The sequence below is a fragment of the Persicimonas caeni genome, from assembly GCF_006517175.1.
GTDB lineage: Bacteria > Myxococcota_A > Bradymonadia > Bradymonadales > Bradymonadaceae > Persicimonas > Persicimonas caeni.
Genome location: NZ_CP041186.1, coordinates 3,234,873 through 3,254,253, shown reverse-complemented (window position 1 = coordinate 3,254,253; position 19,381 = coordinate 3,234,873). Strand labels below are relative to the sequence as shown.

General features: G+C 64.6%; 15 protein-coding genes. 11 read left to right on the top strand and 4 right to left on the bottom strand.

The window, feature by feature from the left end:
• Positions 1–39: 39 nt before the first annotated feature.
• The 8 genes from FIV42_RS12055 to FIV42_RS12020 all read left to right on the top strand — a co-directional run bounded on the left by FIV42_RS12055 (position 40) and on the right by FIV42_RS12020 (position 12,066).
• The gene (locus FIV42_RS12055) at positions 40–1,908 is read left to right on the top strand and encodes a phospholipase D-like domain-containing protein (protein ID WP_168210590.1); all 1,869 of its coding nucleotides are present in this window, start codon (positions 40–42) and stop codon (positions 1,906–1,908) included.
• A 290-nt stretch (positions 1,909–2,198) separates the two neighbouring features.
• Positions 2,199–2,852, top strand: a complete 654-nt coding sequence (locus tag FIV42_RS12050) for a hypothetical protein (protein ID WP_141197929.1) — start codon at positions 2,199–2,201, stop codon at positions 2,850–2,852.
• Between the two features lie 197 nt (positions 2,853–3,049).
• Positions 3,050–4,678: an FAD-binding oxidoreductase gene (locus FIV42_RS12045; protein ID WP_141197928.1), complete on the top strand. Its 1,629-nt coding sequence runs from the start codon at positions 3,050–3,052 to the stop codon at positions 4,676–4,678.
• A complete protein-coding gene (locus FIV42_RS12040) occupies positions 4,675–5,805 on the top strand; it encodes an FAD-binding oxidoreductase (protein WP_141197927.1) in 1,131 nt (376 codons plus the stop codon). The genes FIV42_RS12045 and FIV42_RS12040 overlap by 4 nt, the downstream gene beginning before the upstream one ends.
• On the top strand, positions 5,802–6,947 hold the full coding sequence (locus FIV42_RS12035; RefSeq protein WP_141197926.1) for a (Fe-S)-binding protein: 1,146 nt from the start codon (positions 5,802–5,804) through the stop codon (positions 6,945–6,947). The genes FIV42_RS12040 and FIV42_RS12035 overlap by 4 nt, the downstream gene beginning before the upstream one ends.
• A gap of 16 nt (positions 6,948–6,963) precedes the next feature.
• Positions 6,964–7,959, top strand: coding sequence for a diacylglycerol/lipid kinase family protein (locus FIV42_RS12030; RefSeq protein ID WP_168210589.1), 996 nt, complete (start codon positions 6,964–6,966; stop codon positions 7,957–7,959).
• A gap of 493 nt (positions 7,960–8,452) precedes the next feature.
• Positions 8,453–10,309, top strand: coding sequence for a tetratricopeptide repeat protein (locus tag FIV42_RS12025; protein WP_141197924.1), 1,857 nt, complete (start codon positions 8,453–8,455; stop codon positions 10,307–10,309).
• Positions 10,310–10,320: 11 nt separating this feature from the next.
• On the top strand, positions 10,321–12,066 hold the full coding sequence (locus FIV42_RS12020) for a phosphodiester glycosidase family protein (protein WP_141197923.1): 1,746 nt from the start codon (positions 10,321–10,323) through the stop codon (positions 12,064–12,066).
• Here FIV42_RS12020 and FIV42_RS12015 read toward each other — a convergent pair.
• Positions 12,044–12,397 carry a hypothetical protein gene (locus FIV42_RS12015; RefSeq protein ID WP_141197922.1) on the bottom strand — a complete coding sequence of 118 codons (354 nt, stop codon included), beginning with the start codon at positions 12,395–12,397 and terminating at the stop codon, positions 12,044–12,046. The genes FIV42_RS12020 and FIV42_RS12015 overlap by 23 nt on opposite strands.
• A 348-nt stretch (positions 12,398–12,745) precedes the next feature.
• On the opposite strand from FIV42_RS12015, the gene FIV42_RS12010 reads away from it, so the two are divergent.
• Genes FIV42_RS12010 through FIV42_RS12000 form a run of 3 tightly spaced genes read left to right on the top strand, consistent with a single transcriptional unit; the run spans position 12,746 to position 15,107 of the window.
• A complete protein-coding gene (locus FIV42_RS12010; protein WP_141197921.1) occupies positions 12,746–14,008 on the top strand; it encodes an MFS transporter in 1,263 nt (420 codons plus the stop codon).
• Entirely contained in the window at positions 14,005–14,499 is a 495-nt protein-coding gene (coaD, locus tag FIV42_RS12005) for a pantetheine-phosphate adenylyltransferase (protein WP_141197920.1), read from the top strand. Before FIV42_RS12010 ends, coaD begins: the two co-directional genes overlap by 4 nt.
• A gap of 8 nt (positions 14,500–14,507) precedes the next feature.
• Complete coding sequence (locus FIV42_RS12000) at positions 14,508–15,107, top strand: TetR/AcrR family transcriptional regulator (protein ID WP_168210588.1); 600 nt, start codon at positions 14,508–14,510, stop codon at positions 15,105–15,107.
• 260 nt (positions 15,108–15,367) lie between these two features.
• On the opposite strand, the gene FIV42_RS11995 is transcribed toward FIV42_RS12000, so the two are convergent.
• The 3 genes from FIV42_RS11995 to FIV42_RS11985 all read right to left on the bottom strand — a co-directional run bounded on the left by FIV42_RS11995 (position 15,368) and on the right by FIV42_RS11985 (position 19,357).
• Positions 15,368–16,213: a fructosamine kinase family protein gene (locus FIV42_RS11995; protein WP_141197918.1), complete on the bottom strand. Its 846-nt coding sequence runs from the start codon at positions 16,211–16,213 to the stop codon at positions 15,368–15,370.
• An 8-nt stretch (positions 16,214–16,221) separates the two neighbouring features.
• Positions 16,222–18,543, bottom strand: coding sequence for an amino acid permease (locus tag FIV42_RS11990; protein WP_141197917.1), 2,322 nt, complete (start codon positions 18,541–18,543; stop codon positions 16,222–16,224).
• A 97-nt stretch (positions 18,544–18,640) separates the two neighbouring features.
• Complete coding sequence (locus tag FIV42_RS11985) at positions 18,641–19,357, bottom strand: non-canonical purine NTP pyrophosphatase (protein WP_141197916.1); 717 nt, start codon at positions 19,355–19,357, stop codon at positions 18,641–18,643.
• Between the last annotated feature and the right edge of the window lie 24 nt (positions 19,358–19,381).

Sequence of the window (19,381 nt, the reverse complement as noted above, 5' to 3'; positions counted from 1 at the left end):
CCCCGACGAGCACGTCGTAAACCAACGGGAAGAGCACCCATGACTGCACGAACCACCTGGTCGATGATCGCTTTGATGCTGCTGAGCGCCACCTTTGCGGGCTGCGGCATCGAAGGCCCGGAAGGGCGCGAGCAGATTCAGCCGGCCGTCCAGCCGTTTTTGAACGCGCCGGGAAGCCGCAACGATAACGACCGCAACCGCCTGCCCAGCGAGTTTCTCGTCCACCAGATCGACGAGGCCAAGAACACGCTCGACGTGTGCATCTACGGCTTCTCCAAGCAGAACATCATCGACGCGGTCATTCGTGCCTACGACCGCGGCGTCGAGGTGCGCGTGGCCGGCGATGCTCGCCACCTGCAGTACCGCGCTCACGGCTACGAAGCGTTGGTCGATCGCCAGATTCCGATGCAGGTCGGCAACCAGTTCCACATCATGCACAACAAATTCTTCATCATCGATGACCGGTTTGTGTGGGTGGGCACGGGCAATATCACCTCGACGGGCTTCGGGCGAAACAACAACAACTGGGTCTACATCGACTCGGAGCCGGTGGCCGCCGACTTCAAGGCCGAGTTCGACCAGATGTTCGAGGGCCGGTTCTCCAAGGCCAAGCACCGCATCGACAACGGTGAGCGCTACCAGGTCGGCGACACCGACGTGGAGGTCTACTTCTCCCCGCAGGAAGACGCCATGGGCGTGATCCGCGAGGAACTCGACAAGGTGCACACCTCCATCCACTTCCAGATTTTCGCGTTCACCAAGGACGAAGTTGGCAGTGACTTCATCAAGAAGCACGACCGGTTCATGCGCGAGAACGCCGAGATCGACCCCAACTTCCGCGACAAGCCGGTCACCGAGTGGCCCAAAAAGGTCGTTGGCCTGCTCGACCGCAGCCAGGTGCACGGCAACGGGCAGTATCACGAAGGCTATCGACTCGCCGCTCGTGGCGTGCCGATGCGCCTCGACGCCAACGAGAACTCCCGGCTCCCCGGCGACTACCAGGCCGGCGGTGGGCGCCTGCACACCAAGACGATGATCCTCGACTACGGCACCCCCGACGCGCGCGTGGTGACCGGCAGCTTCAACTGGTCGTCGGCGGCGACGATCTCGAACGACGAGGTCTTGCTCGTGCTGCGCGGCGAGCGCGTCGTCGAGAGCTTTATGGACGGCTTCCGCGAGATGTGGAGCCTCAGCCGCACCCTCGACGGTGGGTGGTGCTACTACATGGAGCCCGACGAGAACGGCGAGCGCCCCACCTGCTCCAAAGAGGCGGGCCCCGGCTCGGTGGTCATCAGCGAGGTGCACTGGGACGGCTGGAACGGCGAGCCCGATCCCTCCGACCATACCGATACCGTGCGCGACGAGGTGAGCAACGACGAGTTCATCGAGCTTTACAACCCCACCGATCGTCCCATCAACATGTCGATGTGGACCATCACCGGCGGCGACGACTTCAAGCTCGGTTTTACTCCCGGCACGGTCATCGAGCCCGGCGAGTACTTCTTGGTGCTCGACCACAACGTGGTTCCCTACAGCGAGGGCGACCCGCAGCGCGGCAACCACGCCTTTTTGAACCCCGACTTTGTGCTCAACATGGCTAACGACCCGCGCTTTCCGCGGCTCAACCTCAAGAACCTCGGGTTCTACTTGGATCTGCGCGACGCGACCGGCGAGGTGATCGACGAAGCCGGCGACCATGGACCTCCGTTCTGGGGCGGGCGAAAGACCGTCGGGGACGGCGTGGTCAACTATTCGATGGAGCGTAAGATCGGTGCCGACGGCAGTGCCGGCGACGGCACCAAGGCCGGCTCGTGGAAGGCGTCGAGCGTCGACCGTGGGGGCCAGAACGTGCACCCGGACTATCGCGACTTCATCATGGCGACCCCGGGAGAGCCCAACAGCCCGTAGAGCCGCGGCGCAGGCTCAGCTTCTTGGCGCCCCCCCATCCGGCTCGCGCTGTAAAACGCGCGAGCCACCTTCCCCCTGGGGAAGGGTGCCTTTGCGCAATTAACCCACTTCGCTTTTCGCAACAGCATCCCTTCCCCTCGGGGAAGGTGCCGAGCGCGCAGTTCAGCGCGAGGCGGATGGGGGGCCTCGCCAAGCTGGACCTGCACTCCTTCTTCTCTTCTTGCAAAGTCCCCCCGCCCCGTCGCATCATGCCCCTACTGTGACTGACCAGTCAGCCTTCGAGGTCGAAGATGCCGCCCGAGGACCGAGAACAACCCGCATCTTCCGATGACGAGCGCTCCATCGAGGAACTCGGCGACGCCGAATCGGCCCCCGTCGGCCCGGCCCCCGTCGACCCGGCTGAGGAAGACGTGCAGACGAGCTTCGTGCGCATGCTCGCCGTGCTCAAGCAGGTGGTGGCGAGCCGCGACGAGATCGTCGGTTTCGTGGCCACTTGGCTGCCGCTTTTGGGCGCGCTCAAAAGCCTCGGCACGACCGCGGCGAAGTTCGGCTGGCGGGCGCGCCAGTTGGTCGCGGCTCCCGGCGAGGAAGCGTTCTTCGACGAGGAGATCGTCGCCGAGTTTCGCGAGCAATTCGACGAGCTGGTCGACGCGTTTCCCGAGGCGAGCGCGCTCTTTTTCGGCGTCGACAACCTCGACAACCTGGTGCGCGAGACCGCCCAGGACGAAGAAGCCCGCGCCGTGGTGGCCCGCTTCGGCCGGGTGGTCGAGGCCAAGATGAACGCGCTCATCGGACGGCTCGTCGAGTGGGGACTTGAGGAGGGCGCTCCCGAGCTTAGTGTAGAGAAGCTCGAAGGCTTTGTGCGTGGGCTCGAGGCGCTCTTGCAGGAAGTGCTCGATCGGTGGGTGTTGCCGAACGTATACGGGCGGTTCGATGAAGAATGAGGCGTTTCGAATTTTGATTCGTGTGTGAGAAGTCGGACCGAGGCTCGGCGAGATGATTTTGCCGGGGTCGAAGCCGACAAACGCAGGCGATGCGAGTGGCATCGTCGAGTATTGGCGGCGAAGAGAGCGGCAAAATCAGCCGGCGATGCCGACGGGAGACTTTTTACATACGAATCAACTTTGAAATGAATGGCTAAATGACAACAACGACACGACAAGACGCCGTGAAGAAGCCTCCCAAAACGATGGTCGACGACCTGGCCGACATCGTCGGCCGCGAGCGGGTGTTGGTCAGCAAGCCCGACCGGCTCGCCTACCAGGTCGACTGCTGGCCGCGCGGGATCATCCGCACCCGCGGGCGCGACCTCGACCATCACTGTCCGGCGGCGATCGTCCAGCCGGCCAACGAATCCGAAGTCACAGGCTTGGTGCGTTGGGCGCGCAAGACGGGCACGCCCCTGGTGCCCTTTGGCGCCGGCAGTGGGGTGTGCGGCGGCGTGCTCGCCGACGAGACGAAGGTCGTCGTCGACGTCAAGCGCATGGACCGCATCGTGGAGACGCGCGCCGACGACATGACCGTGCGCGTGCAGGCCGGCGCGATCGGCATGCCCTTCGAAGAGGAGCTGCAGCGACGCGGGTTCACGCTGGGCCACTTTCCCTCATCGATTTATTGCTCGAGCATCGGCGGCTGGGTCGCCGCGCGTGGGGCCGGCCAGTTTTCGAGCCTGTACGGCAAGATCGAGGACATGGTCGCGTCGCTGCGAGTGGTTACCGGCACAGGCGAGGTGCTCGACACCGCCGCCGACCCGCTGGCCGACAGGCCGCGGCAGATGGCCTCGCAGGCCGGCCCCGACCTGACCCAGCTCTTCGTGGGCAGCGAGGGCACCCTCGGGGTGCTCACCGAGGCGACCTTCAACATGGCCCGCAAGCCGAACCACCGGTTCTATCGCGGCTTCAAGTTTCCCGACGTCGAGACCGCGCTCGACGCCATTCGCGACATGATGCAGGCGGGCCTTCGCCCGGCCGTGGTGCGCCTTTACGACGCGCTCGATACCCTGCTGCACAAGTCGAGCGACGCCGAGAAGGGCTCGTCGGACGTGCCGCCGGGGCTGCTTCGCAACCTGCGCAAACTCGCCTTCGACAAGGTGCCCGACGCGGTGACCTCGAAGGTGCGCGAGCAGGTGCGCAAGGCGACCCACGCGGTGGTCGGCCGCGTGCTCGGAAACCCGCTGGCGCTCAACTCGCTGACGAACGTCTTGCCCAAAGAGTGCTTGCTCGTGGTGGGCTTCGAGGGCTCGAGCCCGCTGGTCGAGGACGAGGCGCAATACGCCTTCGACCTGCTCGGCCGCTACGGGCTCGACCTGGGGCCGGGCCCCGGGCTGCACTGGCTGGAGAACCGCTACAACGTCTCCTACAAGCAGTCGCCGATGTACGACGCCGGCGCGTTCGTCGACACGATGGAGGTGTCGACGAGCTGGTCGAAGGTGCTCGAGCTGTACCACACCGTGCGCGAGGCGCTGGCCCCGCACGTGCTGGTGATGGCTCACTTTAGCCACGTCTACCCGTACGGCAGCTCCATCTACTTTACGTTCTCGGGGTTCGGCGCCGACATGGACGAGACGCTCGAGCGCTACGACGCGACCTGGAAGGCCGGGCTCGATGCCGTGGCCAGCGTCGGGGCGAGCGTCGCGCACCACCACGGCGTGGGCGAGTCGAAGGCGCCGTGGTCGCACCACGATCATCGCGGCGGCCGCCAAGCGTTCGACGCGCTGAAGGCTGCGTTCGATCCCGACGGGATCATGAACCCCGGGAAGGTGTACCTATGAGCTTCTACGAAGAGAGAAAGCTGCCGGAGCCACAGGCCGAGCATTTCCCCGAAGACGTCGTCGAGCTCGAGCACCTGATCGCCGGGCGCGGCGGCGACGCGGACCTGCCGCGGGTGGTGATCGGCGACGGCCAGCATCTGCGTGAGCAGGTCATCGGCGAGCGTGGCTTCGAGGCAGTGCGCACCGAGCGGTGCAACCACATCTTGAAGCTCGACCGTCAGAGCAACCTGGTGCGCGTCGAGGCGGGGATTCGCTGGGGCGAGCTTCGCGAGAAGATGCGCGAAGAGGGCTACTCACTGCAGACCTACCGGCCGTATGCGGACAGCGCGACTGTCGGAGGCCTCTTGGCCAAGCGTCATCCGACCCAGCCGCACCGGCTGTCGGGCGATATCCGCGAGGGCTGCGTGGCGCTGTCGGCCGTGTCGCCGACCCTGGGCGATTACCGGTATCTGGAGGCGCCTCGAAAGGCGAGCGGGCCCGACCTGCGCCATCTGTTCATCGGTGGCGAAGGGGCGTTGGGTGTGATCTTGAACGTGACGCTGAGCGTGTCGAAGCCGTTTCCGGGGCGGCTGTTCGAGTGGGAGGCAGCCACGGCGGCCGACGCCGCACAGAAGATGCGCGAGCTGGGCGAGCGCGGGGTGCACCGCGCGTGGTGTCACTGGCGGCGCTCCGAGGGACGTTTTCAGGCGGTCGTCCACGCCCCGACGCGGCTTCTGGACGCGATGGTGCATCGGTTTCGCGCCCACTACGGCGAGTCGTTCGACTCGGCCAATGGGGAGGCCGTCCGAAAGCTTCGTCGGCGGCTCGCCGCCGAGATGCCCGACGGCCGCGCACGCGAGGAGGCCGACCGCACGGTGGCGCTGACCTACAGCTTGACGCATCTCGGCGAGGCGATCGACGCGCTCGAAGGGGTCGGCGAGGTCGAGATCGTCGACTGGTCGACCCACGCGGCGACAGCCTATGTCACCTTCGACGAGGTGCCCGACGATGGCTGGAGTCCGGAGGCGTTCGAGACGGCGCTCGAGGCGCGCCCGATTATCGGCGGGCCGAGCGTGACGTGGCCGGAGTGGGCGCAGAAGCTAAAAGGCGAGTTCGACGACAGGCGCATGTTGGCGGTGGGACCATGAAGAAGAGCTTTGGAGATCCAATCGATCGGGCGACAGCCTACTGCACATATTGCCCGAAGCTGTGCCGCTTTTCGTGTCCGGCCGCCGAGGCAGAGGACCGCGAGACGGTGACTCCCTGGGGCATGATGCGGCTGTTCGAGCTGGTCAAAGACGGCGCGGTCGAGCCCTCCGAGGAGGTCGCCGAGACCTTCTATCACTGCATGGGGTGCCTGCGCTGCCAGAATTGGTGTCTGCACGAGAACGACGTGCCCCAGGCGATGTGGGCCGCGCGCGGATGGATGCGCGAGCTCGGGTATTTGCCCGACGAGCTCGAGGGGCTCGACGAGACCTTCTTGAAGCACAACTCGCCGCACGGGGAGCTTCCCCAGATCCCCGATATCCATGGGTTTACGGTCGAGGAGGTCTTCGACGACGACGCCTCGGTGGTCTACATGCCCGACTGCGAGGTGCGCTATCACGAGCCCGAGACGATCGTGCGCACCGGGCTTTTGCTCGAGATGTTCCACGGCACGAAGGTGCGCCTGTACACTCGCCGCAACGACGAGGGCTTTGCCTGCTGCGGGTTTCCGCTGCTGTCGACGGGCAACCGGGCGGCCTACGAGGAGTACCGCACCAATTTCGAGACGATGCTGTCGGACGCCGACATGATCGTGACCGACTGCGCGGCGATGGTCACCTTGTTCCGCGAGGGGACGAGCTTCGGCCAGGAGAGCCCGCTGAACGTGGTGCACATGATCGAGTTTCTGGCCGAGCGCGTTGACATGCTCGAGCCGCGCGTCGACCTGAGCGACGAGGCGATGATGCTGCACGACTCGTGCTTTGTGGGGCGGCATCTGGAGCTGTACGAGGAGACCCGCGCACTGCTGAGTGCGCTGTGCGGCAAGCCGCTCGACGAGTTTTCGACCAACCGCGCGGACGCACCGTGCTGCGGTGGGCCGTCGCACTACCACCTGGTCGCCCCCGAGGCGAGCGAGCGGTGTGCGGCCGACCGCCTCGAGCAGATGGAGCGTGAGAGCGAGCACGAGGCGAGCACGATCGTGTGCGGTTCGGCCACCTGCACCAAGGCGTTCCGCCGGGCCGGCGGCGCAGATGAAGTGGCGATCGATGTGTTGGATTTGGTGTGTCGAGCTTTCGAATTGTAATGGGTGGACGATGTCGTTGAACTTCAGAACATTCGTGATCGCCAATCCGAAGGCGGGAGCGGGCGCCGTCGAAGAAGAGTGGGGGCTCATGGAGCGCCTGTTGCGCGCGCGGCTGCCCGAAATCGACTACGCCTTCACCGAGGGGCCGGGCCACGCCACGCTCCTCGCACGCGAGGCGTTGCGGGCCGGGTGGCAGCAGATCGTCGCCGTGGGCGGCGACGGCACGCTCAACGAAGTGGTCAATGGCTTTTTCGACAAGCCCGACATCGACGACCTCTACACCATCGACGACGACGGGTGGATGACGCGCAAGCGCGACGGCGCTCCCGAGCCGATCAACCCGGAAGCCGTGCTCGGCGTACTTCCGCTGGGCACCGGCGGAGATTTTCGGCGCACGGTCGGCCTGATGGGCGGCCACAGTGAGACGATCGAGCACCTCAGCGGCCAGCACGTGCGTGAGATCGACATCGGCGAGGTCGGCTTTGTCGACGATTCGGGCGAGATCGCCACGCGCTACTTCGTCAATATCGCCAGCGCCGGCTTCTCGGGGGCGGTCGACCGCATCGCCAACAAGAGCTGGAAGGGCCTGGGCGCCAAGCCGAGCTTTCTGTGGGCGACGGCGCGGGCGTTCGCGCGCTACAAGAATATCGACGTGGAGCTTCGCCTCGACGACACCGTCGAGATCGAAGGCAAGATGAACAACGTGGTCGTCGCCAACGGCGAATTTTTCGGCGGCGGCATGTGGATCGCGCCGGGCGCCGAGCTCGACGACGGCCAGTTTCAGGTCGTGCTGATGGGCGACCTCAAACGCCGTGAGATCGCCAGCCTGGTCTTCGATATCTACCAGGGCAGACATTTGCAGAATAAAAAGATCTTCCGACGCCGCGCCAGCCGTGTGGCGGCCCGTTCGATCAACGGAGGGGTGGCCATGCTCGACATCGACGGCGAAGCGCCGGGCAAGCTGCCCGCTCTGTGGACCAATCACCACTGCTGCTTGCGTCTCAAGCTGTAACGAAAAAAATTTGAAAAAAACCGGATCGGGTTGGAATTAAAACTGGGGTCGTGTCGTTTAACCATTGCCTGTCGCGAAAACAGGCACCTCCCCATCGGGTCAACGCGATGCGGGAACTTCATGGCATGACTCCTCCTTTCGACTAGGGCGCCTCGTCAAGATGACGAGGCGTTCTAGTTTCTTGGGGTTGTGGCTTTTGGGTTGTTGTGGCGGCCCCTCCGTCGCGCTCGAACGCGCGACACCTCCCCGACGCTGAACGCGCCGGGGAGGAGCCCCTCGCCACCTTGCTATGTTTCGGGTGCGCGTGGGGACTACTTCTCGAGCGCGAATGGGCTCCTCTCCGCGGCGCATAGCCGGGGGGAGGTGGCGGCGGAGCGCAGCGAGAGCCGCCGGTGGGGCCGCCCCAGCAATCCAAAGCTTCCGGAACATCTGGCCCTCATTCTTGTCCCAACTTATGTTAGTCTTTGAAGCCACTGCATTCGGATAGGGACATATGCACGCACGTACTTTCCCACACCTCCTGATCCTCCTCACCCTCCTTGCAGCCGGCTGCGCCACCAAAAACGCGACCGTCTCCGACGATCCGGTGGCGACGAAGCAAGTCGCCGACGAGATCCCCGAAGACGCCTGGAAGACGCGCATCGACACCGAGCTCGACCTATCGAGCCTGGTCGACGCGTGTAATGACGGCGAAGGGATGGCGTGTACCTTGCTGGGCAAGGCGTTGATGGATGGCTTCGGGATGCACAAGGACGCCAAGCAGGCCGCCGAGTATTACTCGATGGGCTGCGTGGAGAAGCACCCGGTGGCGTGCGCGATGCTCGGCTCGATGTTCGTGGTCGGCCGTGGGGTCGACAAGAGCCTGTACCGCGCCTGGGAGTATTACGACGAGGCGTGTGCGCACGGCGCGGCGCTGGGTTGCGTGGGGCTGGGGCTGATGTACGAGCGCAAGCTGGTGCAGGGCCGCGGCGACGACCAGGCCCAGAAGATGTACGCCCGCGCCTGCAACCTGGGCGAGCCCGACGGGTGTCGCCGGCTGGGCGATATCCTGCACAAAAGCGACGAAGAGGCCGCTTCCAAGGCGAGTTACCTGCGCGCTTGCGAGGGCGGTCGCGCCGATGCCTGTGCGACGCTTTCGGAGCGATACGACATCGACGTGCGCACTCAGGGCGGCCAGGGCGACCTGATCGGAGTGCTCGAGACGGGCTGCGAGGAGGGCTTTCCGCTGGCTTGTGTGATGCTGGGTGTGCGCTTCGAGAAGGGGTTCATGGTGGTGCACGACCAGGCGCGCGCGGCCAAAGTGTACGAAAAGGGATGCAACAACGACGGAGCGGGCCAACCGGAGGCGTGTACGTTGTTTGGCGCGCTAAACCAGAAGGGCGAGGGCGTCAAAGAAGACCTGGAGCGCGCCGTCGAACTCTACAGAGGCGCCTGCGACGACGAGTACGCCGTCGGATGCACTCATCTGGGTGATTTGTACGAGCAGGGAAAGGGGGTCGCCAAGAACCGCGAGCGCTCGCTCGAATTGTACGAGAAGGCCTGCTCGGGCGGCCACGCTCAGGCGTGCTTCAACTTGGCGCTTCGCCACGAGAAGGGCGACGCCGCCAAGAAGGACGCGGTGCGCTCGGCGATGCTCTACGAGGTCGCTTGCGCCTCCGGCTACGCCAAGGGCTGCAACACCCTCGGCGTGCTCCACGAGGAGGGCGGCGCGGTGGGGCGCAACCCGCGCAAGGCCGCCGAGCTGTACCGCAAGGCATGCCAGTTGGGCGACGGCAACGGCTGCTACAACCTCGCCGGGGCCTACCACACCGGAAACGGCGTGCCACGAAAGCCCAAAGAGGCGGTGAGGCTGTATCGCAAAGCGTGCAACAAAGGTGTGTCCAACGCGTGCTTCAACGTCGGGCGGCAACTCTCGGAGGACGAGGCGAGTCCCGAGGCGCAGGTGCGCGCCTTCTTGCTCTACCAGGATACCTGCAACGCCGGGCAGGCGAGCGCGTGTGTGGGGCTCGCGTCGATGTATCGCGAAGGCCAGGGCGTCGGCAAAGATCTCGATCGGGCGCGAAAGCTGTACGCGAAGGCGTGTGAGATGGGCCAAGCACGCGGTTGCACACACCTGGGCTACTTGCACCAAGAGGGCCTGGGGGTCGACGCCGACGCCAAGAAGGCGGCCGAGCAGTACAAAAAGGCGTGTGAGGAAGGAGATCCGCAAGGCTGCAGCTACCTGGGAGCGCTGTATGCGACCGGCGACGGGGTCGCGCAGAGCCAAAAAGTTGCCATCAAGTACTTCAAGAAGGGTTGCGACGGGGGACACGACGTGGCATGTGAACGACTCGAAATGCTCCAGAATTAGGAGGTCGTGCCGTGTCGCGTCGCGCTTGTTGTCTGCTCGCCTTTGCTCTTCTGTTCAGTTTTTCCGCCTCGGCGCTTGCCGCCGACCAGTGGTCGTCGCCCTATCCGGGCGTGCGTTACCTGGAGCGGACCACCTCCGAGCCCAACCGCATCCACGCCGTCGAGGTCGACCTGTGTGCGACCGGCGTGACCACCACCGCGACCAAACCAGCCGATCGTGGCATGCGCACGAGCAGCTTCGCTCAGCAGTACGGCGCGCAGGTCGCCATCAACGGTGGGTTCTACAACACCTCGAATTACGCGCCGATCGGGCTGACGATGGGCGAGGGGGAGCTGTGGCAAGATAGCGGCGACGGCTCGTCGTTCGGGTTTGTCGCGTTCGGCGAAGAGAACGAGGTGGCGCTGTCGGTTCCCTCGGCGGTGGTGTCGAGCCCCGAAAGCTGGATGCACAATATCATCGCGGGCCGGCCGCTGATCGTCGAAAACGGGCAGGTGGTCCAGAACGCGTGCTCGTCGCACTGGTGCCAGCGCCACCCGCGGACCGCGGTCGGGCTCGATTCGACCGGCCGTAAGCTCATCTTGGCGGTGGTCGACGGGCGCTGGTCGGGCGTAAGCCGCGGCATGACGACCGCCGAGTTGGGACAACTGATGGTCGACCTGGGCGCCGAGCGCGCGCTCAACCTCGACGGTGGCGGCTCGACGACGATGTACGTGGCCGGCGAAGGTGGCGTAGTCAACAACCCGAGCGACGGCAGCGAGCGCAGCGTGAGCAACCACCTGGGGCTGCTGGCCGGCGGCGCGACCGACTACGCCCACTGCTGTATCCCGGAGGCCAAAGATGGAGCCACCGGCACCTTCGGCGACGTGCCCGACAACAGTTGGTACTACGATGTGGCCGAGACGCTGTACGCCGAAGGGGTCACCAACGGCTGCCAGGCTTCGCCGCGCATGTTCTGCCCGTCCTGCGATCTCGACCGGCGCCACGCGGCCATTTTCATGGCGCGGGCGCTGGGGCTCTCGCCGCTGTCGCCGGCACAGGCGACGTTCGAGGACGTGCCTGTGGGCTCGGTCGGATTTGGCGAGATCGAGGCGTTGCACGCCGCGGGCTACGTCAACGGCTGCTCGCAGCAGCCCAAGCAGTTCTGCCCCGACGAGTGGCTCAACCGCGCCACCGCGGCGGTCATGATCACCAGCGCAATGGGCGTGAGTCCCACCGAGCCGACCTCGCCTGTGTTCACCGATGTGGCGACCGATGCGTGGTACCGAAACCACGTCGAGTTCTTGCACGAAGCGTGCGTCGTGAATGGCTGCTCGCAGTCCCCAATGGAGTATTGTCCGGCCGATATCGTCACTCGCGTGGAGTTCGGCACGATGTTGGTGCGCGCGTTGGAGATGGGCTCGTTCGACAACTGCTTGCCCGATGACGGCGGCGGAGACGATGTCGGCGGCGGCAGTGATGTCGGTGGCAGCGATGACGTTGGCATGCCGAGTGACACGGGCGGGACGAGCGATACTGGCGGGACGCCTGGCGATGTCGGCGGTGTGGCGGACTCCGGAGGCGCAGGAGACGTCGGTGGTGGGACCGCAGACGTCGACCAGGGTGGCGATCTCGGAGAGGGCGGCGGGAACTATGTCTCGGCGAGTGGCGGGTGCAATTGCCGGGCGGTGCCGGGCGCAGGCGGAGGGACAACGGCATGGATGCTCGGTCTAGTGCTGGCGCTAGGGATTGGGCGCCTCAATCGTCGTCGTCGGTGTTGAGCCGGTTCTCCATGGAGCGCGCGAGTAGCGGATAGCCACCTCTTTCGAGTAGGACCATCATGCGAAGCTGTGCTTTCTTGGAGCGCTCCAAGAGGGCATCGCGCTCTTCGGGGTCTTCACACTGGCGGGCCTGATGGCGCGCGGCTCGCGCTTCGTCGAACAATTGGCTCTCGATCGACTTGGCGTCTTCGAGCAGCGGCGCCTCGTCGGATTCGTCGAGCTCGAGCTCTCCCGCTGTCCTCTTCTCTTCGCGACGTTTCGTCCATTCACGAATTTTCGACTCTGCGAGCAAATCCCACAGCTTCATCGCCGCCTCCAAAAATCTCGCCAATCGCCCTTCCTGTCGATCCTTATAGCAAAGCTCGCTCGGTGTTCGAACATTCCGCTCGATCGATGAAGAGCAACAGCGACTTTTGCCGATAACCGTATATGAAGACGGCAATAAATGGTGGCCACCAATTTGCTCGACTCGAAGGCGGGTGAATCGGAAGTTCGTCGTCGATTCACCATCTGGCGGCTGAGCCAGGTTTGGGCATGGACCGTTTGATGGACGGTCCGATCTGCGACGGAAGCGGTTTTGCTTCGGTACTGGCGCAAGCTTTTGCTCCTTGCAATTCTCTCTGTCGGTTGTAGAATCCTTATTGGTTGGTTGACCAACTAATGGCATTGGAGGCGTCAGATGGCACAGATTGGCCTGTCTCAGTTGACCCGGCGGCAGCGGTTTGGGCTGTTGGCGGTGCTGTATTTCTCGCAGGGCGTGCCCTTCGGGCTGTTCATGCAGGCGCTTCCGGTGATCTTGCGCGAGGGTGGCTTTTCGCTCGAGGCGATCGGGTTCTCGTCGCTGCTGGCGCTGCCCTGGGGACTGAAGTTTTTGTGGGCGCCGTGGGTCGACCGGGCGCCTGTGGAGGGGCTGCCTCGGCGAAAGGGGTGGCTGGTTCCGATTCAGTTGGTGACCGTGGCGGTATTTGTGGTGCTGGCGTTGCTGGACGTGAGCGCCGAGCTCTACTGGCTGCTGGGGGCCGTCTTCGTCGTCAATTTCCTCAACGCCACGCAGGATATCGCGACCGATGGGCTTGCGGTCGACGTGCTCGAGGTCGACGAGCGCGGGGCCGGCAATGGGCTGCAGGTGGGTGGCTATCGGCTGGGGATGATCGCCGGCGGGGCGGGGGTGTTGGTGCTCATCGAGCTTGCCGGCTGGACCGTGGGGTTGCTCGTCTGCGCGTCGATTCTGCTCGCCGCCTTGCTGCCGTTGCTGGCCGTGCGGGAGGACTTGCAGGTCGATGGCGGTGGGGCCGATGCGCAGACACAGAAGTACTGGGCGAAGTTGGCGGGGTTCTTCGATCGCTCCTGGAGTTGGCACGTGCTGGGCGTGGCGGTGGCCTTCAAATTCGGCGAGGGATTTGCGGGTGGGATGTTGCGCCCGATGCTCGTCGACCAGGCCTACTCGATGGCGGATATCGGCTGGATGCTCGGCGGAGTCGGGTTTGCGTTCGGTTTGCTGGGCGCGGGCGCCGGTGGGCTGATCGGCGACCGGCTTCGCCGCGGGCAGGCGCTTGTGGCCTCGGTGGTGGTTCAGGTGTTGGGCGTCGCGCTCTTTGTGCCGATGGCACTGGTCGAGCCGGGTGTGCTGCAGGCGAGCGTGCTGATCGCGGTCGAGCATTTCGCCAGTGGGGTGGCCACCGTGGTGCTCTTTGCCTGCATGATGGACTGGACTCGCCGCGAGCATACCGGCACCGACTACACGGTGCTCGCCAGCGCGGTGGTGATTTCGACCGGGGTGGCGCATGCGCTCAGCGGTGTCAGCGCCAACCACCTGGGATATGCCGGCCACTTTGGGCTGGCCGTCGCGCTGACGCTGGCAGGCGGCGTGGGCTCGTTGTGGTTGTTTCGACGCGCGCAGAAGCTTTCGACACATGAACTCGACACAGGAGGCGCACGATGAAGACCGTCGCTGTTTTTCCGGGCTCGTTTGATCCCCCGACGCTCGGACATCTTTCGTTGATCCGCCGGGCCGCCGAGCTCTGGGACGAGGTGGTGGTGCTGGTGGCCATCAATCCGACCAAGGAGGGCTGGCTCGGGCCGGACGAGCGTGTGAAGCTGCTCGAGGAGGTCGTCGAGGCGTGTCCCAATGTGTCGGTGCGAGCCACAGATGACCTGGTGGTGGCGTTCGCCGAGCAGTATCGCCAGCCGGAGGTGCAGGTCGTGCTGGTACGTGGCGTGCGCGGCTCCCAAGATCTGGACTACGAGTTGCTGCTCGCCCATGCTAACCGCGAGATGGGCCACGGCATGGAGACGGTGTTCTTGCCGGCGGCCCAGAGCCTGCAGCAGGTTAGTTCGACCGAGGTGCGAAGTCGGCTGGAGCACGGCGAGCGTGTGGCAGACCTGCTGCACCCACGCACGGTGGTGAGTCTACGACGCATGCAACAAGCTTAGGAGCGATGATGGCGAGGAAGAGCACCGAAGAGAGGCGCGCCGAGATCTCTCAGGCGCTTTTGCGGGCGATGGCCGAGCACGGGTACGCCAAGGCGACGATTTCGAAGATCGCCAAGGAGGCCGACGTCACCCCCGGTTTGATCCACTACCACTTCGACACCAAGCAGGCGATCTTGTTGCACCTGCTCGAGCGCCTCGCCGAGCAGCAAGAGGCGTTGATCGCGAAGCATCTCGAAGGCGCGCAAGCACCGCTCGACAAGCTCGACGCGGTGGTCGACGCGTTTTTGGCGGTGGGCGACGACGCGCGCCCCGAGGCGGTGGCCTCGTGGGTGACGATCGCGACCGAGGCGATTCGCCTGCCGGAGGTCAAAGAGGCGTTCGAAGGGGCGCTCGGAGCGTTTGGCGACAAGTTTGCCGAGGTGATCGCCGAGGGCGTCGAGGACGGTGATTTCAACACGGGCGAGTTGAGCGAGGAGGCGTGCGTGGCCGCCATACTGGCGACCATTCAAGGCTACTTCACGCTGGCTGCGCTTGAACGGGCATTGATCCCGGCGGGGAGTGCTGCGCCGGCGATGCAAAGGATGGTGCGGGGGTTATTGGGAGTTTGAGCCTCGCTACGGGCAACGCGTGTCGGCTCCGCCTCCACGCTCGCCCGCAGCTAAGAGCTCTCTTTCACCCACAAGGGGTTCCCAAGTTGGCGACCTTGCAGTGCTAATCGCTTCGGACGGTTGTGCGTTTTGCCTCGGACGGCTCATGGCGTTGGTTCTTGCTGGGGCGACAGCCATGAACCCCTTGTGGGTGATACGGAACTTTTAGCTGCGGGCGAGCGAGGTGTCCGGAGGACGCCGAGCGTTGCCCGTAGCGGGGGTCAAACAAACCGCCCCACGCCGCGCCTTACCTGCGAGACGTAGCTCCCGCCGAAGTGCCACACGTGCACCAGCAGCGGGTAGACGTTGTAGATGTCCTTTCGCACCTCCCAAAAACCATCTCGGATGCCGTTGAGCTCGTCGTAACGGTCGTAAAATGATTGCTCGAAGGTGCTGAACAGCGCCGTGAACGCCAGCTCGATCTCGGGATCGGCATAGTAGACGGCCGGGTCGACGAAGCCGGCGACTTGGTCGCCGTCGAACAAGACGTTGCCGCCCCAGACGTCTCCGTGGATGAGCGCCGGAGGGTTAGGCGCGTCGATGTAGCGGTCGAGCCTGTGGCAGAGCCGTTCGACCTTGTCGCGCAGCGAGGAGGACATTTGGCCCTTCTCGACGCACCGGTCTGCCAGGTACATCAGGCGTTGCTCGGCAAAGAAATCGACCCAGTCATCATACCAAGGGTTGGGTTGGTCGAGGCTGCCGATGAGCGTGTCGCGGTCGAAGCCGTACCGGTCGACGGTGTGGGTGTGCAACTCGGCGAGCAGGTTGGCGGCGTGGACGTGGGCCTGCGATGAGCCGTGGCCGCTCGATTCGATGAACTCCATGATCAGAAGCTCGTCGCTGCTGTGCAGCACGTGGGGTACCGGCAGCGCGCTGTGCTCTTCGAGGTAGCGAAGCATCTCGCCCTCGATGGAGAGCTTGGCGGAGGCGTCGCCGATTTTGACCACCAGATCGCGCTCCGAGGGCATGCGGGCGCGGCGTACGGTGCCGATGCAGCCGCCGCGCAACGGCTCCATGGCCGTGGGGCGGCGGCCTGTGAGTTGCTCGATCTTTTGTTCTGGGGTCATAGCCTTCCTTATGCCAACGCGCTCTCGTGCCCCGAATCACGCACGAAGAGGCAGGAGTGCTGCGTCTCGCGCACGAGTTTGCGCAAGAATTCCATGTCCACGTCCCTCGCCAAGCCGAAGATGTTCAGATCGGCGCGCGGGGCACGCCGGAGTTCCTCCATGAAGTTGCCCGAGCGCACCCACGTCTTGCCGTAGCGGTTCAGGCGGGCATCTTCGACGAGTTGCTCCAGGTAATTTTCGGCCTCCTCGACGTTGTCGGGATCGTCGCAGATCGTCATGAACCGAATCTCGCCGTTCCAGGTGCGGCAGATCTGATAGGCCAGAAGCAGCGACAGATCGAGGTTGGACAGGCGCAAGCCGAGCGGCCAGTCGGGGCTCTGGTCGCGGATCCATACGTTGATGGTGCGCTCGTGGCCCAAGCCGGCCTCCGGATGGCGGTACAAGAAGGCGACGCCCATGTCGTACTCCTCGGAGATGTCGACCAGCCCCTGGGTGGTGGCCTGATCGTAGTGATGGGCGATGCCAAAGAGCACGTTGGGCCGAAAGAAGTTGCCGCGCATGACCGAAGCGCTCATCTCGACGCCCTTGAGAAGGGTGTCTGCCTCCACGATCACCGAGCTGGCAAAGAGGCCCTCACTCTGGAAGTCGGCGGCGATGCGATCCATGGAATGAAAGCGGCCTTCGGCCCCATCGACCTTGCGCATCATGGCCGTGTTGGGCGCACCCACTAAGGTAGAACGGCCGGTGCTGGGAGCGCGTGCGTCGGCTGTCGCCTCCGGTTCGGCCTCTTCTTCTTCGTCGTCGTGGTCTTCGTCGTTGTAGCGAATGCCCACGATCTGCAGCGAGCCTTTGGGTTGGGTGAGGGCGCGCAAGAATCGGTAGTGGCCGTCGATCTGGGCGCGTGACTCGACCGGGATGAGCAGGTTGGGCTTCCAGGAGCGCTCATTCGACTCCTGCGAGCCCATGATGCGCTTGGCGGCCCAGTCGGCGAGCGCGACGAACATGGCGCTACGCACCGTCTCCCAGGGCTGCTCGAGCTGCTTTTTGACCAGGTAGGCGTACACGGCGACCACGATGCTGATGGCGGCGAGCGCGAACGTCGGGCTGATGACGAAGACGGCGACGGCGCAGGCCACCGTGCCGATGACCGGCACGAAGAGCGGGACGCGAAAGATCGGGCGGAACGACACCATCCCGAGGCGCTGCTCGATGAGCACGACCACGTTGATGGTGAAGTAGGTCAACAAGAAGAACATCGTGATCAGCCCGGCGACGCGGTTGAGGCTTCCGAGCGACAAGGCCAACAACACGAGCCCGCCGGTGACCAGCGAGGCGATGCGCGGCTCGCCGCGATCGCTCTTCTGGGCGAAAAACTCGCCTTTGGGGAGCACGCCGTACTGGCCCAGCGCCTGCAGGACGTTGGGGGCGGCCACAAAGGAGCTCAGGGTGGCGGTGAACGTGGAGGCGAGGATGCCGGCGACAACCAGCTCACCCCAGGCGGCCTTCTCGATGACGATGAGGGTGTCGCCGCGCAGCGAGGCCGGATCGGCCAGCACGCTGTACCACACGGCCATGAACAGATAGACGAATAGCGACACGCCCACCGCGGCGAGCGTGCCGCGGGGGATGCTCCGGCGCGGCTTTTCGAGCGAGCCCGACATGCTCGCGCCGACCATGATGCCAGTGCCTGCCGGGAAGAAGACCGCGAAGAGTTGCCAGAAGCCGCCGTCCTGAAATTCACCCCAGAACTGCGGGTTGTGGAAGGTCGGCTCGGTCGTCACGCTCGTCAGCCCGAGCGCGATCGAGGCCAGTGAGGCCAGCACCGCGAACATGACCAGGCCTTGCAGCTTGAAGGCGAGCTTGGTCGAGATGAACGCGGCCAGGTAGGCGACGGCGAACACGCTCAAGATCACCGCCCACATGGGGTGGTCTGGGAAAATCGTCACCCAGGTTTCTGCAAAGCCGTAGATATAAAGCGCCCCGGAGAGGGCTTGGGCCAGGTATAGCGGGATGCCGATGGCGCCGCCGGCCTCCAGACCCAGCGATTGGGCGATGATGGCGAACGCGCCGCCGGCGCCCAGTCGGATATTGGTGGTGATCGTCGACAGCGACAGCGCGGTGGTGCCGGTGATCAGAAAGGTCGTCAAGATGACGAGCACCGCGCCGGTCAGGCCGGCCTGGCCGACCAGCCAGCCCTCGCGCAAGTACATCATCACGCCCAAGATCGTGAGCACGGTAGGGCGGAAGACGCCGCCGAAGGTGCCGAGTTTGCTGTCGGACTGGGCGTCTTGGGAGGCGTCGTCTGGTGGGGGCTGCGGGCCTTCGGACATCTTTTGTTAGTTCTTGGTTCTTGGTTCTTGGTTCTTGATTGCTGGCGCGTATGCCTTGCAGAAGTTGCGGCGCCTCATCTGCAAGAAGAGCGCTTTACTACGGGCGACCCTGAAAAAACGTGGCCATCTTTTTCAACGCCTCGGCGCGGTGGCTGATCGAGTTCTTCTTGTCGAGCGGCACCTCGGCCATCGTCTTGTCCCACTGTGGGACGTAGAAGTGTGGGTCGTAGCCGAATCCTTCGGTGCCGCGCGGCTCGTCGATGATCAAACCTTCGACGGTTCCACGAAACCAGACCACGATACGGTTGTCGACGCGGGCCATCGACTGCTCTTTATCTGGCTCGGCTTCACCGATTTCGGCAAAGGGGACCTTGGTGCGTGCGATGAGCGCGCGTCCGATCTTGTTGTCGGGGATGGCCAGCGCGGCGACACACACGTAGCGGGCGGTGCGTTTCTTCTCGGGCACGCCCTCGAGTTCTTTGATGAGGACGCGGTTGTTCTGCTCGTCGGTGGCGTTGGGGCCGGCATAGCGCGCGCTGTAGACGCCCGGGGCACCGTCGAGGGCGTCGACCTCGAGGCCGGAGTCGTCCGACAGCGCCACGCTGCCGGTGTGCTTGGACACCTCGAGCGCCTTTTTGACCGCGTTGCCCCAGAAGGTCTCCTTGTCCTCGACGACCTCGGGCACCTGGTCGTGCCAGTCGGCGATGTCGAAGACTCGCCATGAGGGGTTGATGAAGTCGCCCAGCAGGCTCTGGAACTCGCGCGCTTTGTGCTGGTTACGCGTGGCGAACAAGAGGGTGTCTGAGGTGTTCATGGTTTGGGGCTCCGCAGTAAGTGT